This is a genomic window from Cupriavidus gilardii (assembly GCF_013314895.1).
Taxonomy (GTDB): Bacteria; Pseudomonadota; Gammaproteobacteria; order Burkholderiales; family Burkholderiaceae; genus Cupriavidus; species Cupriavidus gilardii_C.
The window spans coordinates 302,468-322,394 of sequence record NZ_JABTYE010000001.1; the positions used below are offsets into that span (position 1 = coordinate 302,468).

Sequence of the window (19,927 nt, forward strand, 5' to 3'; positions counted from 1 at the left end):
GCTCAGCGTCCGGCCTGGGCCTCGGCGCGCAGCACGGCCCGCAGTTCGTCGAGCACGGACGCGGTGTCGGGATGCACGCCGCGCCAGAGATAGAACGCCTGCGCCGCCTGTTCGACCAGCATGCCGAGCCCGTCGGCGGTGCGCGCGCCCTGCGCCGCCGCGTATTGCAGGAACACGGTGGGCTCCGCGCCGTACATCATGTCGTAGGCCAGCACGCCGGCGCCGAGCAGCGCCTCGGGCACCGGCGGCACATCGCCCTGCAGGCTGCCTGCGGTCGCATTGATCACCACCTGGCAGCCATCCTCCTCGGACAGTCCTGCCAGCGCATCGAAGCCCCCGCCCCACAGTTCGACGCCGGCCTCGCCAGCCGCCTCGGCGAAGTTCTCGAGCATCTCGCTGGCACGGTCCGCGGTGCGATTGGCCACCACGATGCGCTCGGGGCGACAGTCGATCAGCGGCAGCATCGCACCCATCGCGGCACCGCCGGCCCCCAGCAGCAGGATCCGCTGTCCTTCGAGCTCGGCGCCGAGATGGTCGACGATGTCGCGCACCAGGCCGATACCGTCGGTGTTGTCGCCGTGCAGCAGGCCGTCCTCCATCCAAAGCGTGTTGACCGCGCCGGCGGCTTCCGCGCCGGGCGTCAGTCGGTCCGCCAGTTCGAACGCCTGGACCTTGAACGGCGTCGTCACGTTCAGGCCCTGGCCGCCCTCGGCAAAGAACTGGCGCACGGTATCGGCAAACCCATCGAGCGGCGCCAGCAGACGTTCGTAGCTGAGCGCCTGCCCGGTCTGGCGCGCGAAGGCGGCGTGGATCTGCGGCGAGCGGCTGTGTGCGATCGGATTGCCGACCACCGCGTAGCGGTCCACAGCGAGATCTGCATTGGGCATTTCGGTAGAGGTAGACATTTATCGGCCTTGCAGCCGGGTTTCGAGCCCGCTGCGCGAGAACTTGAACGTCGAAATCACTTCGAGAATATCGTAGCGGGCCCGCATCTCCGGCGAAAACTCGCCGAACGGCGCCGCGGCGCGCACGATCGCGATGGCCTGGCGGTCGAGCGCGGGGTTGCCGGAGCTCTTGACCAGCTCGACACCGTCGACGCGATAGCCGCCGCGCTCGTAACCGAGCCGGCCGTGCCGGTCGACGTTGATCACCAGGATCAGTTCGCCGTACAGCGGCTGGCCCCCGCGGCGCGGAAAGTCGGCGGTGCCGCGCGCCTCGATCTTCCTGCGCAGGCGGTCGTAGTAGCGCGCGTAGACCACCTGCTGCGCGCTGGTTGCCGTGATCTGGTGGCGCTTGGGCCGGCGCGCGTAGTGTTCCAGATTGCGGCCGATCTCGGCCTCCAGACGCGCCATCTCGTCGAGCGAATCGTGCTCGTCCTGCCCGCGCGCCGGCGTATCGAGCCGCCGTTCGCCCGGGCGCAATGGCTGGCTGTGGACCGGCGGCGCGCTCTCGCGCAGCTGCGTCATCAGTCGCTGCTGGCGCTCCTCGAGCAGATCGACGCGGCGCTGCACCTGGCGCACCAGATCGCCCTCGCGCGGGATGGGCTGCGCCGGCAGCGGGGTGCTGGCGCGCTGCCATTCATGGTCGCCCCCGCCATCGAGATCGGCCTGGGCCAGCGCGGCGGGCTTGAGCGGCTGCTGGCCGGACTTGGCGTTGACCAGCACCACGTCGAGCGCGGTATCGCTGCGCTTGATCTCGAAGGCCTGCGGCGCGCCGAAGCGCACTGCCAGCAGCAGCGCATGCACGGCCAGCGAGATCGCGATGGCCCTGGCCATCGTGCTGCTGCCTTGCCACCACTGGCGGGAAGCGCGGGCGAGGTTCACGGCGGGCCTGGATCAGGAGGCAGCGGAGCCGCTGTTGCCGGCGCTCTTGGCAGCGCCGTCGCGTCCATCGGCGCTGTCGTCGGCGTTGTCGTCGGCGCTGTTGTCGGCGCTGTTGTCGGCGCTGTTGTCGAGGATGGCTTCGGCCGGCGGTTCGGTACCGGCACCGTCCAACGTCTCCGGCACCGTCTCGGCACCCTGCTCGGCGGCCTCTTCCGCGGCCTGCTCGGCGGCCACCTCGGCGGCGGCTTCGGCGGAGACCTCCGCCGATTCCTCGTCGCCCTCGAGTTCTTCGGCCGGCAGCTCGCCTTCGCCGGCGAACACTTCCAGCACCCGGCAGCTGACTTCCAGCGTCAGCTCGTCGGTGCCCGCGATCTCGAGCAGCACCTGGGTGCCGCGGGCGGCCTGCGCGAGTTCGGGCACGCGCGTGACCAGCGGAATCTCGGCAAAGCGCACCGCGCCGTCCTTCAGCACGGTCGCCATCATGCGCTCGCGCTTCTCCTGCACGAGCCAGCGCAGGCACCAGTAACGCTCCATGGTCGACTGGTGCTCGGCATAGGCGGCATAGGTGCCCTCGAAGTCCGCCACCGCGGCCAGCAGATCGGCGTCCTTGGGCTTGAACGGCGCCACCAGCTTGGCGGTGACGCCGTGCTGCGCGGCCGCGATGATCTGCCACTGGTTGACCAGATCGACGTAGCGGCGCAGCGGCGAGGTGCTCCACGCATACTGCGCGACGCCCAGCCCTTCGTGCGGTGCCGGATAGGTCTGCATCCGGGTTCGATGCATGCCCCAGGCCTTCTGCGTGCGGTAGATGCCCGGCACGCCATGGTCGGCAAGCAGCTTGCCCCAGGTGCTGTTGGCCAGGATCATCAGCTCGGCGACGATCTTGTCCAGCGGCGAGCCCCGCTTGCGCTGCTCGATGCGCACGCGCTGGCTGCCGTCGGCCTGCTCGTCCAGATAGAAGCTGTAGTCGGCGCGGCTGTGGGACTCGGGCCGCAGGCCGCTGGCGATGCGCGCGCGCTGGCGCTCGTCGTACAGAAAATTGGCGAAGCCCCACAACGCGGTCAGCGCCTCGCGGAACGGATAGTCGCCGCTGCCCTCGGTCAACGCCTGTTCGGTGACGACGTCATCGAGCAGGTTGTGGCGAAGATTGGCGGCAATCTGGACCATCTCGGCACGGGTCTCGCTGGCCAGGATCTGCTGCGCGGCCGGGTCGTAGACCACGTACAGCGACAGCGCCGGGCACTGCCGCCCTTCCTGCAGCGTGTAGCGCTCGACCACCGCGTCGGGCAGCATCGTGATCTTGTCGCCGGGAAAGTACACGGTCGACAGCCGCTGCCGGGCGACCGCGTCGAGCGGATCGCCGCGGCGGATGCCGAGTCCCGGCGCCGCGATATGGATGCCGATGCGCAGGCGCCCCTCGTCCAGCGGCATCACCGACAGCGCGTCGTCGATCTCGGTGGTGGTCACATCGTCGATCGAGAAGGCCTCGACCGGCGCGAGCGGCAGGTCTGCGCCCGGCTCCGGCACCGTGATCTCCGGGAAGCCGGTGCCCTTGGGGAAGCATTCCGACAGGAAGCGGGCCTCGTGCAGCGCGCGCGCGTTCGGCACGCCGCCGACCTCGATCATCAGCCGCATCGGCGACTTGCCGAGCGCGGTGCAGGCGGCATCGAGGGCCTTGTATTCCAGGCTGTTCTTGTCCGGCTTGAACAGCAGCGTCAGCACCTTGCCGCGGAACGCCTCGGGCAACACGCCGGCCTTCAACTGCTGTTCGTATTCGCCCTGCACCAGCGCCTGCTGGCGCTTGCGTTCGAGCCCAGCCAGCGCTGCCTTCAGCTGGTCCTCGGGCGCGCGCTGGTAGCGGCCGCGGCCCTTGCGGCGGAAGTAGACCGGATTGCCGTGCAGCGCCATCGCGAGGGCCGCCTGCTGCGCGGGGCTGGCCGCGGCGCCGTAGTACTCGGCGGCCAGTTCGGTGAAGCCGAACTCCTGCTCGGGGGCGCATTCCCACAGGAAATCGAGATCGATCTCGCCGGTCAGCGCCGCGGTCTGCGACATCAGCTCGGCCGCGCTCGGCTGCGCGAACTGCAGCAGCACGTCGCGCGACTTGACCTTGGTGCGCTTGCCCGCGGGCAATTCGACCTGATAGGCCTCGCCTTGCTGGTTCAGCACGGTACCGGCGCGGATCTCGCCGCCTTCCTCGAACAACAACTGCATGGGATCGGGTCTTTCAGATATGCCGGAAACCGGGCGTCGGCGAGGCGCGCTGCCCGCCTCGGAAATGGATAAGCGTCACCGCCCGGCACGGGCCGGGCGGGGGTCATGGGCCGCGCGCATCGGGCGCGGCGGCCGGTCGTCAATGATACCGTACCGGGCTGCCGCGGCCGTCTGCCCGGCCACGCAATAAATCGTGTCCGGCAGGGCCCGCGGCCCGCAAGCGCGACGTCAGAGCGACATGCCGCCGCTGGCCTCGATCGCGGTGCCGTTGATATAGCTGGCGTCGTCGCTGGCAAGGAACGCGTAGATGCTGGCGATCTCCTCTGGCTCGGCGAGCCGGCCCAGCCAGCAGGCCTGTTTCATGCCGTCGAGCACCTTGTCCGGCACCGTCTGCAGGATCTCGGTGGCGACGAAGCCCGGGCACACCGCGTTGACGCGCACGCCCTTGGGCCCGAGTTCGCGCGCCCAGGTCTTGGTGAAGCCGATGACCCCGAACTTGCTGGCCGCGTAATTGGTCTGGCCGAAATTTCCATACAGGCCGACCACACTGGAGGCGTTCAGGATCACGCCGCGACCCTGCTCGATCATCGCCGGGGCGACGGCCTGCGCGCAGTGGAACACGCCCTTCAGGTTGACGTCGATCACCGCGTCGAACTGCGCCTCGGTCATCTTGACCAGGCGCGCGTCCTTGGTGATGCCGGCATTGTTGACCAGGATGTCGATGCGCCCGTGCTCGGCCAGCGTCGCCGCGACCATCGCGTCGACCTGGTCGCGCTGCGTCACGTCGACCTGGTGCGCGCCGACGGTCGCACCCTCGGCGGCCAGCTGCGCGGCCGCCTGCCGGGACCGCTCGGCGTTGACGTCGCACAGGATCACGATGGCGCCCTCGGCGGCGAAGCGCCGCGCGGTCGCAAGGCCGATACCGGCGGCGGCGCCGGTGACGATGGCAATCCGTCCCTGAAGTTTCATCGTTGCGTTCTCGTGGTAGTGGGGTTGGCTGTCGTTATCGCTTTTTTTTTATCGCGGCGGCCGCATCGGCACCGGCATGCCGGACGCGGTGCGCGGCGCCGGCCGCGTGGCCAGGTCGGGCAGGAACACCTCGGTCACCAGCATCACGCCGGCGCCGCGCCGGAACACCGAGCGCCGCGCCGGCAGCATGATCGACGCCAGCTCTTCGCCGAATTCGGGCAGCGCGCGGCGCAGCCGCTGCGCCAGCGGATGATGCGGCAGCAGGCGAGCGAACTCGAAAGGGTCGCGGCGCACGCGCGGATCGACGAACAGCGCGCCGCCCAGCGGCCGGTCGCCCAGTCCGCCGAGAAACGGCCAGTCGCGCCGGGCATGGCGCGGATGGACGATGGTGTGGCCGAACACCGCCGGCGTGTTGTCGCAGACCAGCAGCACGTCGCGGGCGATCACGGGCAGCGGCGCGCCAAGCCCCAGCATGTGCCACTCGTCGGCCAGCGGGCGCTCCATCCGCTGCGACAGCTTGCTGACGCGAAAACGGGACGAGGCGGTGATCAGGCGCGCGGTCAGCGAGCCTTCGCCGGTGATCCAGCGCCGCAGATTGGCCCCCAGCGCTGCGTCGAACGGCAGATGCCCGCTCCAGGCACAGCGGCGCACGCGCGCCGCAGATGCATCAGGCATTGCCGCCGTCCTTGCCCGCGATGTCGTTGTCGATGCCGTTGTCTTTGCCGCTGTCGTTGTCGATCCCGTTGTCGTCGCCGTAGCCGCAGAAGTCGAGCACCTCGTCGACATAGTCGGCGAACTCGCTGATGCCATGGTCGCTGCCCGCGATCACGCGGATGCGTGCGCCCGGGCAGGACGCCACCATCTCGCGGTAATCGAGCACCTCGTCGCCGGTCGCGGCGATCAAATAGAAGCGCTCGGGATGGCTCAGCGTATCGACGCGCAGATCCAGCAGTTCCTGCAGATGACGGCGCTCGACCTTGACGGAGCCGCCGCCATGCCACAACGGCTGCTCGCCGAGATGGCGTTCGAGATCGGTCCACGGGTGCACGGCGGGATTGAGCAGCACCGTGGGGCAGCCGTGCCGCTCGCCGAGCCAGCGCGCGTAGTAGCCGCCGAGCGAGGAGCCGACGATGGCCAGCGGCCGATCGCTCTGCTCCGAGAGACGCGCCGCGGCGATCGCGGCCTCGGCCTGTTCGATGGCCCGCGCCGGCGATACGTCCAGCATGGGGCAGGCGTAGTAGCGACCAAGACCCCGCTCGCGCAGCCGTTGCTGCACCAGTTGCGCCTTGAACGAGCGCGGCGAGGAACGGAATCCGTGCAGATACAACAGCATCGGCGCCGCTCCGCTCAACCGTTGGCCGGCGTGGCCAGCGCGTCCAGCAGCTTCTGATGGACGCCGCCGAAGCCGCCGTTGCTCATCACCAGCACGTGGTCGCCCGGCCGCGCCGCGGCGCGTACCGCGGCCACCAGCGCACCCAGATCGTCGAAGGCCGCGGCGCGCTCGCCCAGCGGCGCCAGCGCCTCGGCCAGGTCCCAGCCCAGCGCGTCCTTGCCGCTGGGCGCGCCATAGCCGAACACCAGGTCGGCCAGTTCCAGGCTGGCCGGCAGCTGGGCCTTCATCACGCCCAGCTTCATCGTATTGGAGCGCGGCTCCAGCACCGCCAGGATGCGCGCCGCGCCGACGCGCCGGCGCAGGCCGTCGAGCGTGGTCTGGATCGCGGTCGGATGGTGGGCAAAGTCGTCGTAGACGGTGACGCCGTCCGCCACGCCGCGCACTTCCATGCGGCGCTTGACGTTGGCAAAGCGCCCCAGCGATTCGATCGCCTGCGCCGGCGGCACGCCGACGTGGCGGGCGGCGGCGATCGCGGCCAGCGCGTTCATCCGGTTGTGCACGCCCTGCAGCGCCCATTGCACGCGGCCGACCACGGCCTCGCCGTGCCAGACATCGAAGGCGTCGAGCGCAGCGCCCGGCTCGGTGGCATCGCTGGCGCGCCAGTCGCCGGTGCCGAACTGCTCGACCTCGCTCCAGCAGCCGCGCTCGATCACGCGCGCCAGGCTCTCCTCCAGACCGTTGACCAGCAGCCGGCCCTGGCGCGGCACGGTGCGCACCAGATGATGGAACTGGGTCTCGATCGCAGCCAGATCGGGGAAGATGTCGGCGTGATCGAATTCGAGGTTGTTCAGGATCGCGGTGCGCGGCCGGTAATGAACGAATTTGCTGCGCTTGTCGAAGAAGGCGGTGTCGTACTCGTCGGCCTCGATCACGAAGAAGTCGGACGGCGTGACCCGGGCCGACACGCCGAAGTTCTGCGGCACGCCGCCGACGAGGAAGCCGGGCTCGTAGCCGGCGTCCTGCAGGATCCAGGCGAGCATCGACGTGGTCGTGGTCTTGCCATGCGTGCCGGCCACCGCCAGCACCCACTTGCCGCGCAGCACATGCTCGCCCAGCCATTGCGGGCCGGACACATAGGGCAGATTGCGGTCCAGGATCGCTTCCATCAGCGGATTGCCGCGCGAGACCACGTTGCCGATCACGAACAGGTCCGGCTCCAGCGACAGCTGGGCCGGATCGAAGCCCTCGATCAGTTCGATCCCCTGCGCCTCGAGCTGCGTGCTCATCGGCGGATAGACATTGGCGTCGCAGCCGGTGACGCGATGGCCGGCCTGCCTGGCCAGCAAGGCGAGGCCGCCCATGAAGGTGCCGCAGATACCGAGGATATGAATATGCATGGGGATCGGTGAACAGCCGGATGGAAAGCGAGGGTTGATGGCGCGAGCCCGCGGCGAATGGCCAATGCCGGCTCGACTGCGGGGTTCGATGGCGGGCAACGGCGGCGGGCAAGGATGCGCGGGACCTGGCATCGGCGCGGCCGACCGTGTCGCAGTGCCGCATTGTACCGTGCGCATCGGGCCGGGTCCGCAGCGGGAGTATCATCGCGAAATGTCACGACGTACCCCCATCGATCCGGCGCGCGTGCGCAACGAGATCGCGCAAGCCGCCGCCCGGATGATCGCCGAAGACGGCGCCGACTACGCCACCGCCAAGCGCAAGGCCGCCCGCCAGTTGCTCGGCGACGCCCGCATCGGCGGCGACTGGCTGCCCGACAACGAGATGGTCGAGGACGAGGTGCGCGCCTATCAGGCGCTGTTCCATGCCGACAGCCAGCCGCGCATCCTGGCGCTGCTGCGCCGCGTGGCGCTGCTCGCGATGCAGGATCTGGCCGCTTTCCGTCCGTATCTGGCCGGGGCGGTGCTCAACGGGACCGCGACCGAACATTCCGACATCCACCTGCAGTGCTTCTGCGACAGCCCCAAGGACGTCGCGCTGCATCTGCTGAACGCCGGCGTGGATTTCGATACCAGCGAGACCCGGCACTTCGCCAACCGCGGCGAGGTCGAGACGCTGAGCTTCCTGTGGCGCGGCCAGTGGCCCGCGCTGCGCGAGGCGCGCCTGCTGGCCGGCGAGGTCAGGACCGAACTGGGCGCGCCGGTCGGCATCCATATTGCGCTGTACGACGCCAATGACGAGCGCGGCGCACGCGGCGAGCCCGGCGGCCGGCCGCTGCGGATCGACGTGGGCGCCCTGCGCACGCTGATCGCCGCCGACGAAGCGGCGGCCCGCGATGCGGCCGCCGACGGCGATTCGATATAAACTGCGCCGATCTCGCGCCATTCTTCCGTCTTCTTTAGCCGATGCCACGATGAAAGCCGATCCGTCGACATCCCCGCCTCCGTCCTCGCCAGCCCAGCCGGTGCGGCGCGGCCGCCTGTTGTTCTGGGTCGCCATCGCCGTCGCGGCCGCCATCGCCGGGGCCGTGGTGGGCCACCGCGTCTTTTCTCCGCAGCCCGCCAGCGACCAGGCCGTCGAAGCGCTGTACCGCACCGAGCTGCCCGACGCGGAGGGCAAGCCGCTGCGCCTGGACACGCTGCGCGGCAAGACCGTAGTCGTCAATTTTTGGGCGCCCTGGTGCGGTCCCTGCGTCGAGGAGATGCCGGACCTGACCGCGCTGCACAAGGAATATCAACCGCGCGGCGTCGAATTTGTCGGCATCGGCATCGATTCGGCCAGCAATATTCGAGAGTTCGTCCAGAAGGTGCCGGTTGCCTACCCGCTGGCGGTGGCGGGATTTGCCGGCACCGAGTTGACCCGCAGCTTCGGCAATGCCGCCGGCGGCCTGCCTTATACGGTGGTGATCGATCCGCAAGGCGTAGTGCGGATGCGCAAGATGGGTCGAGTGATGCCCGACGAGCTGCGGGCCGTGCTGCCGAAAAGCTAGCTTGCGGCGCGCTGCCGGCAGGCCCGAGGAACGCCGTTTTGCCGGCTTTTGCGGCGAATCCGGCGGCAATTGCGGCGATCTGGAGCGGCGTGCCGCCAAGAATGACCGGATGCGGCGTGCACTGCCCCTCATCGGCGGAATACGCGGATCCGCCTTGTACCGTGTGCTAGACAAATCCCTCTAAGCTACGGTAATCTCCGCGCAATTTCGTAGAACTGGTCGAGCTGCCGTGACCGATACCCGTCCAAGCCCAAGCGCTGCCCGCTACCGTCAGGTGCTGGTCCTGCATGGACCGAACCTGAACCTGCTGGGCACGCGTGAGCCGCAGACGTATGGCACGACCACCCTGGCCGACATCGATGCCGCCCTCGGACGGCGCGCCGCGGCCGCTGGCATCGGACTGGCGACGTTCCAGTCCAACCACGAAGGTGCGCTGATCGACCGCATCCATGCCGCGCGCGAGCAGGGCGTGGATTTCATCATCATCAATCCGGCCGCCTACACGCATACCAGCGTGGCGCTGCGCGACGCGCTGGCGGGCGTGTCGATTCCGTTCGTCGAAGTTCACCTGTCGAACGTGCATCGACGCGAGAGCTTCCGCCACCGGTCGTATTTCTCCGATCTGGCGGTCGGCGTGATCTGCGGGCTCGGTTGGCAGGGCTACCTGCTGGCGCTGGACTACGCGCTCGGGCAGGAACAGGCGCCGCCCGGGGCCTGACCCCGCGTCGACAGAGATAGAAACAGACTCAGTACCCTTGGCGCGCGCCGGTGTGCGCGCCCTCGCCGGCCGCGTGGCGTGCCCGGCGCGGCGGCGCGATTGCCGGCCGCAACGATTTCTCCGGGCGCCGCCGCCATGGCGGGCGCTCCGGACAACCCGATTCAGGAGGATAGAAGATGGACCTGCGCAAGCTGAAGACGCTGATCGACCTGGTGGCCGAATCCGGCATCTCGGAGCTGGAGGTCACCGAGGGCGAAGGCAAGGTGCGCATCGTCAAGGCGCCGCCCCAGGTGCTGGCCCAGCCGATGCCGATGCAGGCCGCCCCGGCGATCGCCGCCGCGCCGGCTCCGGCCGCCGCGCCCGCCGCGATGCCCGTCGAAACGGCCGCGCCCCAGCTGCCCCAGGGCCATGTCGTGACCTCGCCGATGGTCGGCACCTTCTATCGCGCGCCGTCGCCCGGCGCGGCTCCCTTCGTCAACGTCGGCGACACGGTCAAGGAAGGCCAGACCGTCTGCATCATCGAAGCGATGAAGCTGCTCAACGAGATCGAGTCCGACAAGGCCGGCGTGATCAAGGAAATCCTGGTCGAGAATGGCCAGGCGGTCGAATACGGCCAGCCGCTGTTCGTCATCGGCTGATTCTGAGGACGGCACGCCCCGCCGTGCGCCCGCCTGATTGCGGGCGCGTCGCGTGGCGGCGTGCGCCGCTGGCCGCCGGACGCCTCGCTCGCCGCAGGCGTCCGTTGCCGGCCCGGGCGTGACCGCCCTTCTGCTGCGCAGAGAGAGACTATGTTCGAAAAAATACTGATCGCGAACCGCGGCGAAATCGCCCTTCGCATCCAGCGCGCCTGCCGCGAGCTCGGCATCAAGACCGTGGTGGTCTATTCCGAAGCCGACAAGGAGGCCAAGTACGTCAAGCTGGCCGACGAAGCCGTCTGCATCGGCCCGGCGCCTTCCCCGCAGTCCTACCTCAACATGCCCGCCATCATCTCGGCGGCCGAGGTCACCGACGCGCAGGCGATCCACCCGGGCTACGGCTTCCTGTCGGAGAACGCCGACTTCGCCGAGCGCGTGGAAAAGTCCGGCTTCGTCTTCATCGGCCCGACCCCGGATTGCATCCGCCTGATGGGCGACAAGGTGTCGGCCAAGCAGGCGATGATCAAGTCGGGCGTGCCGTGCGTGCCGGGCTCCGAGGGCGCGCTGCCCGAGGACCCGAAGGAAATCCTGGCCACCGCGCGCCGGGTCGGCTATCCGGTCATCATCAAGGCGGCCGGCGGCGGCGGCGGGCGCGGCATGCGCGTGGTGCACACCGAGGCCGCGCTGCTGAACGCCGTCAACATGACGCGCGAGGAAGCGGGCCGCGCGTTCGGCAATCCGGAGGTCTACATGGAGAAATTCCTGGAGAACCCCCGGCACATCGAAATCCAGGTGCTGGCCGACCAGCATCGCCAGGCGATCTGGCTGGGCGAGCGCGATTGCTCGATGCAGCGCCGCCACCAGAAGGTCATCGAGGAAGCGCCTGCCCCGCACATTCCCCGCCGTCTGATCGACCGGATCGGCGACCGCTGCGCCGAGGCGTGCAAGAAGATCGGCTATCGCGGCGCCGGCACCTTCGAGTTCCTGTACGAGAACAACGAGTTCTACTTCATCGAGATGAACACGCGCGTGCAGGTCGAGCACCCGGTCACCGAGATGATCACCGGCATCGACATCGTGCAGGAGCAGATCCGCATCGCCTTCGGCGAAAAGCTGCGCTTCCGCCAGAAGGACGTGCAGTTCCGCGGTCACGCGATCGAATGCCGCGTGAACGCCGAAGATCCGTTCAAGTTCACCCCGTCGCCGGGCCGCATCACCGCCTGGCACGCGCCGGGCGGCCCCGGCGTGCGGGTCGACTCGCACGCGTATGATGGCTATTTCGTGCCGCCGCACTACGATTCGATGATCGGCAAGCTGATCACCTACGGCGCCACCCGCGAGCAGGCCATCGCCCGCATGCGGATCGCGCTGTCGGAGATGGTGGTCGACGGCATCCTGACCAATGTGCCGCTGCACCGCGAGCTGATGCTCGACGCCAACTTCGTCGAAGGCGGTACCAGCATCCATTATCTGGAGCACCGCCTGGCCCAGAAGAGCGTGGCCAAGGGCGAGAAGGTCTGAGCGGGTCTGAGCAGAGCCGAACAGAGCAGAGCAGAGCAGTATCGGCAGTTTGACGGCCGCCCCGCCTACCACGGCAGGCGGCCAGCATGGGGATAGCGCGTGGCATTTCAGGAATGTGTAATCGAGATTGCCCAGGATCAGGCCGAGGCCTGGTCCGACGCGCTGTTCGAACTGGGCGCCCTGTCGGTGTCGGTGGAGGACGCCGACGCCGACACGCCCGATGAGCAGCCCCTGTTCGGCGAGCCGGGCATGGAGCCGACCCGGCTGGCGTGGCAGCACTCCCGGCTGGTCGCGCTGTTCGGCGAGGATACCGATCCCACCGTGATACTGGCCGCCGCGGCCAACGCGCTGGGCTGCGCGGTGCCCGCCAGCGAAGTGCGCAGCGTCGCGGACCAGGATTGGGTGCGGCTGACACAGTCGCAGTTCGAACCGATCCGCATCGGCGAGCGCATCTGGGTCGTGCCGTCCTGGCACGATGCCCCCGAGCCCGACGCCGTCGTGCTCGAGCTCGATCCCGGCCTGGCCTTCGGCACCGGCAGCCATCCGACCACACGGCTGTGCATGCAGTGGCTGGAGCAGAACCTGACGCCGGGCGAAACCGTGCTCGACTACGGCTGCGGCTCCGGCATCCTGGCGATCGTCGCGAAGAAGCTCGGCGCCGGCGACACACTCGGCGTCGATATCGATCCGAACGCGGTCGAGGCCTCGCGCTACAACGCCGAGCGCAATCGCGTCAGCGCTGCCTTCGCGCTGCCGGACGATGCCGCGGCATTGGCAACCTCGTCCGGGGCCGCGACCTACGACCTGGTAGTCGCCAATATCCTGTCCAACCCGCTGAAGCTGATGGCCGCGATGCTGAGCGCGCGCGTACGGCCGGGCGGCCGGCTGGTGCTGTCGGGCGTGCTCGAACGGCAGGCCGACGAGGTCGCCGCCGCCTATGCGCCGTGGCTGCCGCTGACGGTCTGGCGCAGCGACGAAGGCTGGGTGTGTCTGCATGGCACCCGCCCCTGACGCCGACACTCCCGAACTCCCGGAAGACGCCCGGCGCGAGGCCGGGCCGCAGCGTGCCGGCCGCAGTGCGGGCACCGATGCCAGTACCTTCAGCGCCGGCGGCTATCTGCGCGCACCGGCGGCCGAATCCAGCGAGATCGCCCCGAGCGCGATCGCACGCGAACAGGCCATGCGCCGCTGGCAAGGCGGCGCCGCGCCCGACACCGTTCCGTTCTCCACCGATCTGTCCGGCAGCCCCGAAGAGGCCGCACTGGCGGCGCAACGTGCGGCCGCGCGCCGCCGCCGCCTGCGCTGGGTCGCGGCCGCGGCGGCGCTGACCGTACTGCTCGCCGTGGTCGCCGCCGCACTGCTGTGGCGCACCGAGCTGGCCGGACGCGTGCCCGCGCTGCGCCCGTGGCTGGGGGCCGCCTGCGCGCCGCTGGGCTGCCGTGTGCCGCCGTCGAAGCAGCTGTCCGCGCTGCGCATCGATGGCTCGCAGCTGCAGATGCCCGATGCCGGCGCCGACGACTATCTGCTGACGATGACGCTGCGCAACGAGGGTCGCGCGCTGGTGGCGCTGCCGGCGATCGAGCTGGTGCTGACCGACGCGCAGGATCGTCCGCTGCAGCGGCGCGTGCTGATGCCGGCCGACTACCTGCCGCCCGCGCAGCGTGCGCGCGATCCGGAGGGCGCTGCGGGCCTGCAGGCGGGCGCCGAGCTGCCCCTTCAGGTACGATTCCGGACTCGGCTGCGCGCGGACAACTACCGCGTGTCGGTCTTTTATCCGAGCATCGCTGGACATCCCTGAACCATCCCCGAATTCCCCGGGATGCGCCGCCGCGGCATCCGGCCGCGCGCGCCGCGTCCCCATTCAACCCAGGAGCGACCATGAGCACTGTGACCCTCGGCGGCAACCCGATCGAAGTCGGCGGCAAATTTCCCCAACCCGGTGACAAGGCCCCCGCGTTCTCGCTGGTCGGCAAGGATCTGAAGGACGTCACGCTGGCGGACTTCGCCGGCAAGCGCAAGGTCCTCAATATCGTGCCGAGCCTGGACACGCCGGTGTGCCAGGCGTCGGCCCGCAAGTTCAACGAGAAGGCCAGCGCGCTGGCCGACACCGTGGTGCTGACGATCTCGGCCGACCTGCCGTTCGCGATGGGCCGCTTCTGCACCGCGGAAGGGCTGAACAATGTCGTGCCGCTGTCGACGATGCGCGGCGCGCAGTTCAAGAACGACTACGGCGTCGACATCAAGAGCGGCCCGCTGGCCGGCGTGACCGCCCGCGCGGTGGTGGTGCTCGACCAGAACGACACGGTGACCTACAGCCAGCTGGTGCCGGAAATCAAGAACGAGCCCGACTACGACGCGGCGCTGGCCGCGCTGAAGTAAGCGCGGCGTTGAACCGCACGCGGCATCGACCACGCGCGCGTGCGGTCCCCCTCTCCCCCTCAGGGGGAGAGGGTCGGGGAAAGGGAGGTGGTTTCAGACTGCAGCAGCATGGCCACCGCTCTTTGCTCTTTGCTCTTTGCTCTTTGCTCTTTGCTCTTTGCTCTCTGCCCTCTCCCCACCGCTCTCCCGCAAGCGGGAGCGGGGAGAAAAACAAGCAGCATCACCAGCGATCCACCAGAACCAAAACACCTTGGAGCATTCATGCCCAGCCTGATCTGCGGCTCCGTCGCCTACGACACCATCATGACGTTCGAAGGCAGGTTCCGCGAACACATCCTGCCGGACCAGATCCACATGCTCAATGTGTCTTTCCTGGTCCCCGGCATGCGCCGCGAGTTCGGCGGCTGCGCCGGCAATATCGCCTACAGCCTGAAGCTGCTCGGCGGCGAGCCGGTGGTGATGGCGACGGTCGGCGAGGACGCCGGCCCGTACCTGGACTATCTGCGCGAGCTGGGCATCGGCACCGAACATATCCGCACGCTGCCCGGCACCTTCACCGCGCAGGCGATGATCACCACCGATCTGGAGAACAACCAGATCACCGCCTTCCATCCGGGCGCGATGAGCCAGTCGCAGCTGTCGCAGGTTCAGGACGCGCTCAAGGGCGAGCGGCCGCCGAAGCTGGGCATCGTCGCGCCGGACAGCCGCGACGGGATGCTGCACCACGCCCGCCAGTTCGCCGAGGCCGGCATTCCGTTCATCTTCGACCTGGGCCAGGCGATGCCGCTGTTCGACGGCGAGGACCTGCGCCAGTTCGTCGAGCTGGCCAGCTACGTGACCGTCAACGATTACGAGGGCCAGGTGCTGTTGTCGCGCACCGGCTGGAGCAGCGCCGAGGTGGCGTCGCGCGTGCGCGCCTTCATCGTGACGCACGGCGAGCGCGGCGCCACCATCCATGCCGATGGCCGGCAGTACAATATTCCCGCCGTGCAAGCCGAACGGGTCATCGATCCCACCGGCTGCGGCGACGCCTTCCGCGGTGGCCTGCTGTACGGCATCGAGGCAGGCTTCGACTGGGAAACTACCGGCCGGCTCGCGAGTCTGATGGGCGCGATCAAGATCGCGCACCAGGGACCGCAGAACTACAAGCTCTCGCGCGAGCAGATCGGTCAGAAGTTCGAGTCGGCTTTCGGCTACCGTTACGCGTAAACCCTTGCTGGGGAATCACCATGCAAACCCTTATCCGAACCTGCGGCGTCGCGCTCGTGGCGGCCGCCAGTCTCGTGGCCGGCTGCGCCACGCAATCGAACTCCGCCAGCATCTATACGCCGGGGCAATCGCAGCGTGAACAGACGCTGCGCTATGGCGTGGTCGAGAGCGTGCGCGAGGTGATGATCCAGGGCCAGCAATCGGGCGTCGGCACGCTGGCGGGCGGCGCCATCGGCGGCATCGCGGCCGGCAGCTCGATCGGCAGCGGCAGCGGCTCGGTGGCGGCCGGCATCCTCGGCGCGGTGCTCGGCGGCATGGCGGGCAGCGCGATCGAGAACCGCGTCGACCAGCGTCGCGGGCTCGAGATCACCGTGCGCCTGGACAACGGCGAGATGCGTGCAATCACGCAGGACGCCGACGAGATCTTCCGACCGGGCGAACGCGTGCGGCTGCTGTCCTCGGGCGGCGTCACGCGCGTCACGCACTGAGCATCGCCACCAAGCGGCGCTTCACCGGCCGTCGATCGAGACGCCGCCTCCTTCGGGAGGCGGCGTTTTTTTTTGTAGTCCCATCCCGACGGCGTGCTCCCTCTCCCCCTCAGGGGGAGAGGGCTGGGGAGAGGGAGGTGGTTTCAAACGGCAGTGGCATGGCCACCGTCCTTGCCCTCTCCCCCGGCCCCTCTCCCGCAAGCGGGAGAGGGGAGCAGTCCTGTGGGTTATCGATCGGTGCATCCGCCCAAATGAAAAACCCGCCGCGGCTTGCGCCAGCGGCGGGTTGGCAGGACCGGGGTCATGCCGACCGGATACGCGGTATCCGGTCACCTGGGCACGCGAAGGTGCCCCGAGGATTCCCGCAGGAATCGAGCGCGCACGGGTCGCGCTTCAACGCTTACGGACGGCTGCCGGTCGGGAACGGCCAGGCTGCGGCCGGGCTCAGCGCGGTCTTGGCGGCCGGCGCCGGAGCCGAGGCGGGCGCGGAGGCAGGGGCCGAGGCAGGCTGGGCGGCGGCCTTCTTGCTGGCCGCCTTCTTCGCCGGCGCCTTCTTCGCGGCAGCCTTCTTGGCGGGCGCGGCCTTCTTGGCGGTCGCCTTCTTCGCGGTGGTCTTCTTGGCCGCGGCCTTCTTGGCCGGTGCCGCCTTCTTCGCCGCTACCTTCTTGGTTGCGGCCTTCTTGGCGGGGGCCTTCTTCGCTGCGGCCTTCTTGGCCGGTGCCGCCTTCTTCGCCGCTACCTTCTTGGTTGCGACCTTCTTGGCGGGGGCCTTCTTCGCTGCAGCCTTCTTGGCCGGTGCCGCCTTCTTCGCCGCTACCTTCTTGGTTGCGACCTTCTTGGCGGGCGCCTTCTTCGCTGCGGCCTTCTTGGCCGGTGCGGCCTTCTTCGCGGCGACCTTCTTCACCGCGGTCTTCTTGGCCGGTGCGGCCTTCTTGGCGGCTGCCTTCTTGGCGGGCGCAGCCTTCTTGGCCGCAGGTTTCTTCTTCGCAGTCGTTGCCATGGATGACTCCTTCACTAGAGCGTGAATATCGAATGTCCAAAATTGGCGACCCGACCGACCCGAGGCGTTAATGCCTGCAAACCCCCGGCTTGCAAACCCCAGTCGAGCGAGCGATTCATCGGCGTGCCGCAATACGGCTGCCGCACGCTAATGAATTCCTTGGCAGGCGCTTCGCGCAGGGCGAAGCTTCCGTGGCGACGTGCAACGCGATGACCCGCGCGCAACGCTCGCCGCGTCCTGCAGTATTCGATCCGCTCGCGCGTCGTTGCCCGACGACCCGCGGCTTCAAAGTAGGAGTATTCCGACGGCAGAGCTGCATTCGCGGTCATGGCCCGCGCCAGGCAGACGCCGTGTTGTTCGAGGTAGCCAACCCATCCCGTCAATGGGTCACGGGAGACTGTACGCGTTGTAAGAAGCCAGCCCGGTCTGGTCTGCGTCAAAGTTCTGGTGCTCCTCGGCTACCTGCATCACTGCATCGATTCGCGTCGCGGTTGTTGTTCGAGTTCTTCGCTTCGCGATGTCTTGCTTCATGCAATGAAGAGAGACTCTTGTCAAGGCGAATCATAATTCGTTTGGTCGGTGATGTTAAGAAAAAAGTTCCAAAAAATCACGCCATCGGATGCACGCGCATTGCGATGACGAACGCATCGATGCGATGACATGCGCGACGCGCTGTCGAGACACGCATCGCATGCCGCGACGACGCGCTGCGAGACCCTCGCCTTCGATCGCATCGCGGCCTCTTCGCAATGACGACGACGCGCTGTTCCACCTGCGCGCTCACACCTGGCAGCGAGCTGCTGCACGACCTTTCGCTGGCCTTGCGAACACGCAGAGAAGACACGAGGGAGAACCCGCATGCTTGCCGGAAAGCCGCTTGAAACAAGGCTTTGCGGAACACAGCGCGAACGCGTCGCAGCTGTCGTGCACCGGCTTCGCGCAGTGCGACGCGGTCTCGCCGAAGCGCATCGCGGCACCGCGCGACACGGTCGTTGCGAGTCCGACCACGAGCGCATCGAAGAGGACAAGCACGGTCGCGACATCGAGGCCGGCCTCGCGCCTTGGCATCGCATCGCGCGTCGTCGCGCAGCGTGCGTGAGCGTCGATCGAGTGATGCGTCGACGCAACGCTTTGCCATCGCGAGCACGGTGTCGACGTCCGCTCGATAGCCGCCGACCTTCGTCCATCGCCATCGATTGCCAATCGCTGGCCATCGATCTTCGAACGCCGCCGGTCTGCCATGCATGCGCCGACCGCATGCGGACATGCGCAGATTTCGTTACCGGCTGCGCGGACCCTGCTTCTAACATCGGCCGTCGGGCCCGCTGCGCCAGCCGCAGACGGGCATCCGTTCATCTCGGAGGAGGAAACCATGCAGAGGAGAACACCATGCAAGCGAGCGTAGCCCACGCCGACGCGCTGCCCACCACTCATGCCCGGGAACGCCGCCGCGCCATCGTCGCGACGGTGATCGGCAACGGCCTCGAGTGGTTCGACTTCACGGTCTACAGCTTCTTCGCGGTCATCATCGCCAGGCTGTTCTTTCCGACCGGCAACGACCTGTCGTCGCTGTTGCTGGCGGTCGCCACCTTCGGCGTCGGCTTCTTCATGCGACCGGTCGGCGGCATCGTGCTGGGCATCTACGCCGACCGGGTCGGCCGCAAGCAGGCGCTGTCGCTGACCATCCTGCTGATGGCACTGGGCACCACCATCATCGGCATCGCCCCGACCTACGACCAGATCGGCGTCTTCGCGCCGCTGCTGATCGTGGTCGCGCGCCTGATGCAGGGCTTCTCCGCCGGCGGCGAGATGGGCGGCGCGACCGCCTTCCTGACCGAGTACGCGCCGGTGCGCCAGCGCGCCTTCTATTCGAGCTGGATCCAGGCGAGCATCGGCGTCGCGGTGCTGCTCGGCGCCGCGGTCGGTACCTTCGTCACCAGCGCGCTGAGCCCCGAGGCGCTGAACAGCTGGGGCTGGCGCCTGCCCTTTCTGCTGGGCATCGTGATCGGTCCGGTCGGCTACTACATCCGTCATCACCTGGACGAGACGCCGACCTTCCGCGACAACGCCGAGCGCTCCGACTCGCCGCTCAGGGAGATCGTGCAGACCTACCCGCGCGAGACCACGGCGAGCTTCTCGATGGTGATCCTGTGGACCGTCTGCACCTACGTGCTGCTGTTCTACATGCCGACCTACTCGGTCAAAGTGCTCCAAGTGCCGCAGTCCACCGGCTTCATCGCGGGCATGGTCGGCGGCCTCGCGATCATGGTGTTCTCGCCGATCGTCGGATGGCTCGCCGACCGCATCGGCCGCCGCACGCTGCTGTCGGGCTCGGCGCTGCTGATCCTGCTGCTGGCCTATCCGATGTTCTTCTATATCAACCAGGTGCCGGGCCTCGTATCGCTGCTGGTGTTCCAGCTGGTGTTCGGCGTGCTGATCGCCGCGTACACCGGCCCGATCCTGGCGGCCTTCTCCGAACTGTTTCCGGCCAAGGTGCTGTCGACCGGCCTGTCGGTCGCCTACAACCTGGCGGTGACCATCTTCGGCGGCTTCGCCTCGTTCATCATCACCTGGCTGATCGCCAGCACCGGCAGCACCATGGCGCCCGCCTTCTACGTGATGATCGCCGCCGCCATCAGCTTCGTCGGCACGCGCTTCGTCCGCGAGCCGGCCTATCTGCAACGACACTGATTTACC

The 19,927-nt window shown here is 68.4% G+C and carries 21 protein-coding genes; 11 read left to right on the top strand and 10 right to left on the bottom strand.

Going from position 1 to position 19,927, the window contains the following annotated elements; genetic code table 11:
- Positions 1-2: 2 nt before the first annotated feature.
- From aroE to mpl, 7 genes are all read right to left on the bottom strand, one after another.
- Complete coding sequence (gene aroE, locus HTY53_RS01395; protein WP_174104682.1) at positions 3-887, bottom strand: shikimate dehydrogenase; 885 nt, start codon at positions 885-887, stop codon at positions 3-5.
- Positions 888-905: 18 nt separating this feature from the next.
- The gene (locus HTY53_RS01400; RefSeq protein WP_174104683.1) at positions 906-1,775 is read right to left on the bottom strand and encodes an energy transducer TonB; all 870 of its coding nucleotides are present in this window, start codon (positions 1,773-1,775) and stop codon (positions 906-908) included.
- 60 nt (positions 1,776-1,835) lie between these two features.
- A complete protein-coding gene (locus HTY53_RS01405) occupies positions 1,836-4,034 on the bottom strand; it encodes a ribonuclease catalytic domain-containing protein (RefSeq protein WP_174104589.1) in 2,199 nt (732 codons plus the stop codon).
- Between the two features lie 228 nt (positions 4,035-4,262).
- Entirely contained in the window at positions 4,263-5,003 is a 741-nt protein-coding gene (gene fabG / locus HTY53_RS01410) for a 3-oxoacyl-ACP reductase FabG (protein WP_174104590.1), read from the bottom strand.
- Positions 5,004-5,051: 48 nt separating this feature from the next.
- The gene (locus HTY53_RS01415) at positions 5,052-5,678 is read right to left on the bottom strand and encodes a chorismate--pyruvate lyase family protein (protein ID WP_174104591.1); all 627 of its coding nucleotides are present in this window, start codon (positions 5,676-5,678) and stop codon (positions 5,052-5,054) included.
- Complete coding sequence (locus HTY53_RS01420; protein ID WP_254599732.1) at positions 5,671-6,336, bottom strand: YqiA/YcfP family alpha/beta fold hydrolase; 666 nt, start codon at positions 6,334-6,336, stop codon at positions 5,671-5,673. Before HTY53_RS01420 ends, HTY53_RS01415 begins: the two co-directional genes overlap by 8 nt.
- 14 nt (positions 6,337-6,350) lie before the next feature.
- Complete coding sequence (mpl, locus tag HTY53_RS01425; RefSeq protein ID WP_174104592.1) at positions 6,351-7,733, bottom strand: UDP-N-acetylmuramate:L-alanyl-gamma-D-glutamyl-meso-diaminopimelate ligase; 1,383 nt, start codon at positions 7,731-7,733, stop codon at positions 6,351-6,353.
- 211 nt (positions 7,734-7,944) lie between these two features.
- Between mpl and HTY53_RS01430 the strand changes: the two genes are divergently transcribed.
- The 10 genes from HTY53_RS01430 to HTY53_RS01475 all read left to right on the top strand — a co-directional run bounded on the left by HTY53_RS01430 (position 7,945) and on the right by HTY53_RS01475 (position 16,230).
- Positions 7,945-8,655, top strand: coding sequence for a UDP-N-acetylmuramate--alanine ligase (locus HTY53_RS01430; RefSeq protein WP_174104593.1), 711 nt, complete (start codon positions 7,945-7,947; stop codon positions 8,653-8,655).
- A gap of 49 nt (positions 8,656-8,704) precedes the next feature.
- A complete protein-coding gene (locus HTY53_RS01435) occupies positions 8,705-9,280 on the top strand; it encodes a TlpA family protein disulfide reductase (protein ID WP_174104684.1) in 576 nt (191 codons plus the stop codon).
- A gap of 274 nt (positions 9,281-9,554) precedes the next feature.
- A complete protein-coding gene (gene aroQ / locus HTY53_RS01440) occupies positions 9,555-9,998 on the top strand; it encodes a type II 3-dehydroquinate dehydratase (RefSeq protein ID WP_174104685.1) in 444 nt (147 codons plus the stop codon).
- A gap of 176 nt (positions 9,999-10,174) precedes the next feature.
- Positions 10,175-10,636: an acetyl-CoA carboxylase biotin carboxyl carrier protein gene (gene accB, locus HTY53_RS01445; RefSeq protein ID WP_174104594.1), complete on the top strand. Its 462-nt coding sequence runs from the start codon at positions 10,175-10,177 to the stop codon at positions 10,634-10,636.
- A 150-nt stretch (positions 10,637-10,786) separates the two neighbouring features.
- Entirely contained in the window at positions 10,787-12,154 is a 1,368-nt protein-coding gene (gene accC / locus HTY53_RS01450; RefSeq protein WP_174104595.1) for an acetyl-CoA carboxylase biotin carboxylase subunit, read from the top strand.
- 99 nt (positions 12,155-12,253) lie between these two features.
- Positions 12,254-13,165 carry a 50S ribosomal protein L11 methyltransferase gene (gene prmA, locus HTY53_RS01455; RefSeq protein ID WP_174104596.1) on the top strand — a complete coding sequence of 304 codons (912 nt, stop codon included), beginning with the start codon at positions 12,254-12,256 and terminating at the stop codon, positions 13,163-13,165.
- Positions 13,149-13,952, top strand: coding sequence for a DUF3426 domain-containing protein (locus tag HTY53_RS25005; protein WP_174104597.1), 804 nt, complete (start codon positions 13,149-13,151; stop codon positions 13,950-13,952). The genes prmA and HTY53_RS25005 overlap by 17 nt, the downstream gene beginning before the upstream one ends.
- Before the next feature lie 80 nt (positions 13,953-14,032).
- Complete coding sequence (gene tpx / locus HTY53_RS01465) at positions 14,033-14,533, top strand: thiol peroxidase (protein WP_064577233.1); 501 nt, start codon at positions 14,033-14,035, stop codon at positions 14,531-14,533.
- 261 nt (positions 14,534-14,794) lie between these two features.
- The gene (locus HTY53_RS01470) at positions 14,795-15,742 is read left to right on the top strand and encodes a carbohydrate kinase family protein (protein ID WP_174104598.1); all 948 of its coding nucleotides are present in this window, start codon (positions 14,795-14,797) and stop codon (positions 15,740-15,742) included.
- A gap of 20 nt (positions 15,743-15,762) precedes the next feature.
- Complete coding sequence (locus tag HTY53_RS01475) at positions 15,763-16,230, top strand: hypothetical protein (protein ID WP_174104599.1); 468 nt, start codon at positions 15,763-15,765, stop codon at positions 16,228-16,230.
- A gap of 400 nt (positions 16,231-16,630) precedes the next feature.
- Here the strand turns inward: HTY53_RS01475 and HTY53_RS01480 are convergent, their stop codons facing one another.
- From HTY53_RS01480 to HTY53_RS01490, 3 genes are all read right to left on the bottom strand, one after another.
- Positions 16,631-17,230 carry a histone H1-like DNA-binding protein gene (locus HTY53_RS01480; RefSeq protein WP_174104600.1) on the bottom strand — a complete coding sequence of 200 codons (600 nt, stop codon included), beginning with the start codon at positions 17,228-17,230 and terminating at the stop codon, positions 16,631-16,633.
- Between the two features lie 14 nt (positions 17,231-17,244).
- Positions 17,245-17,559 carry a hypothetical protein gene (locus HTY53_RS01485; protein ID WP_174104361.1) on the bottom strand — a complete coding sequence of 105 codons (315 nt, stop codon included), beginning with the start codon at positions 17,557-17,559 and terminating at the stop codon, positions 17,245-17,247.
- A 451-nt stretch (positions 17,560-18,010) separates the two neighbouring features.
- A complete protein-coding gene (locus HTY53_RS01490) occupies positions 18,011-18,472 on the bottom strand; it encodes a hypothetical protein (protein WP_174104601.1) in 462 nt (153 codons plus the stop codon).
- Between the two features lie 147 nt (positions 18,473-18,619).
- Here HTY53_RS01490 and HTY53_RS01495 point away from each other — a divergent pair, with 147 nt between their 5' ends.
- Positions 18,620-19,921 (top strand): MFS transporter, encoded by a 1,302-nt coding sequence (locus tag HTY53_RS01495; protein ID WP_174104602.1) that lies wholly within the window; start codon positions 18,620-18,622, stop codon positions 19,919-19,921.
- Positions 19,922-19,927: the final 6 nt, after the last annotated feature.

Excerpts from the sequence above, each read along its gene's own strand:
- aroE (WP_174104682.1), bottom strand. The coding sequence starts at position 887 with ATGCCCAATGCAGATCTCGCTGTGGACCGCTACGCGGTGGTCGGCAAT.
- HTY53_RS01400 (WP_174104683.1), bottom strand. The coding sequence starts at position 1,775 with ATGGCCAGGGCCATCGCGATCTCGCTGGCCGTGCATGCGCTGCTGCTG.
- HTY53_RS01405 (WP_174104589.1), bottom strand. The coding sequence starts at position 4,034 with ATGCAGTTGTTGTTCGAGGAAGGCGGCGAGATCCGCGCCGGTACCGTG.
- fabG (WP_174104590.1), bottom strand. The coding sequence starts at position 5,003 with ATGAAACTTCAGGGACGGATTGCCATCGTCACCGGCGCCGCCGCCGGT.
- HTY53_RS01415 (WP_174104591.1), bottom strand. The coding sequence starts at position 5,678 with ATGCCTGATGCATCTGCGGCGCGCGTGCGCCGCTGTGCCTGGAGCGGG.
- HTY53_RS01420 (WP_254599732.1), bottom strand. The coding sequence starts at position 6,336 with ATGCTGTTGTATCTGCACGGATTCCGTTCCTCGCCGCGCTCGTTCAAG.
- mpl (WP_174104592.1), bottom strand. The coding sequence starts at position 7,733 with ATGCATATTCATATCCTCGGTATCTGCGGCACCTTCATGGGCGGCCTC.
- HTY53_RS01430 (WP_174104593.1), top strand. The coding sequence starts at position 7,945 with ATGTCACGACGTACCCCCATCGATCCGGCGCGCGTGCGCAACGAGATC.
- HTY53_RS01435 (WP_174104684.1), top strand. The coding sequence starts at position 8,705 with ATGAAAGCCGATCCGTCGACATCCCCGCCTCCGTCCTCGCCAGCCCAG.
- accB (WP_174104594.1), top strand. The coding sequence starts at position 10,175 with ATGGACCTGCGCAAGCTGAAGACGCTGATCGACCTGGTGGCCGAATCC.
- accC (WP_174104595.1), top strand. The coding sequence starts at position 10,787 with ATGTTCGAAAAAATACTGATCGCGAACCGCGGCGAAATCGCCCTTCGC.
- HTY53_RS25005 (WP_174104597.1), top strand. The coding sequence starts at position 13,149 with ATGGCACCCGCCCCTGACGCCGACACTCCCGAACTCCCGGAAGACGCC.
- tpx (WP_064577233.1), top strand. The coding sequence starts at position 14,033 with ATGAGCACTGTGACCCTCGGCGGCAACCCGATCGAAGTCGGCGGCAAA.
- HTY53_RS01470 (WP_174104598.1), top strand. The coding sequence starts at position 14,795 with ATGCCCAGCCTGATCTGCGGCTCCGTCGCCTACGACACCATCATGACG.
- HTY53_RS01475 (WP_174104599.1), top strand. The coding sequence starts at position 15,763 with ATGCAAACCCTTATCCGAACCTGCGGCGTCGCGCTCGTGGCGGCCGCC.
- HTY53_RS01480 (WP_174104600.1), bottom strand. The coding sequence starts at position 17,230 with ATGGCAACGACTGCGAAGAAGAAACCTGCGGCCAAGAAGGCTGCGCCC.
- HTY53_RS01485 (WP_174104361.1), bottom strand. The coding sequence starts at position 17,559 with ATGACCGCGAATGCAGCTCTGCCGTCGGAATACTCCTACTTTGAAGCC.
- HTY53_RS01490 (WP_174104601.1), bottom strand. The coding sequence starts at position 18,472 with ATGGCAGACCGGCGGCGTTCGAAGATCGATGGCCAGCGATTGGCAATC.
- HTY53_RS01495 (WP_174104602.1), top strand. The coding sequence starts at position 18,620 with ATGCAAGCGAGCGTAGCCCACGCCGACGCGCTGCCCACCACTCATGCC.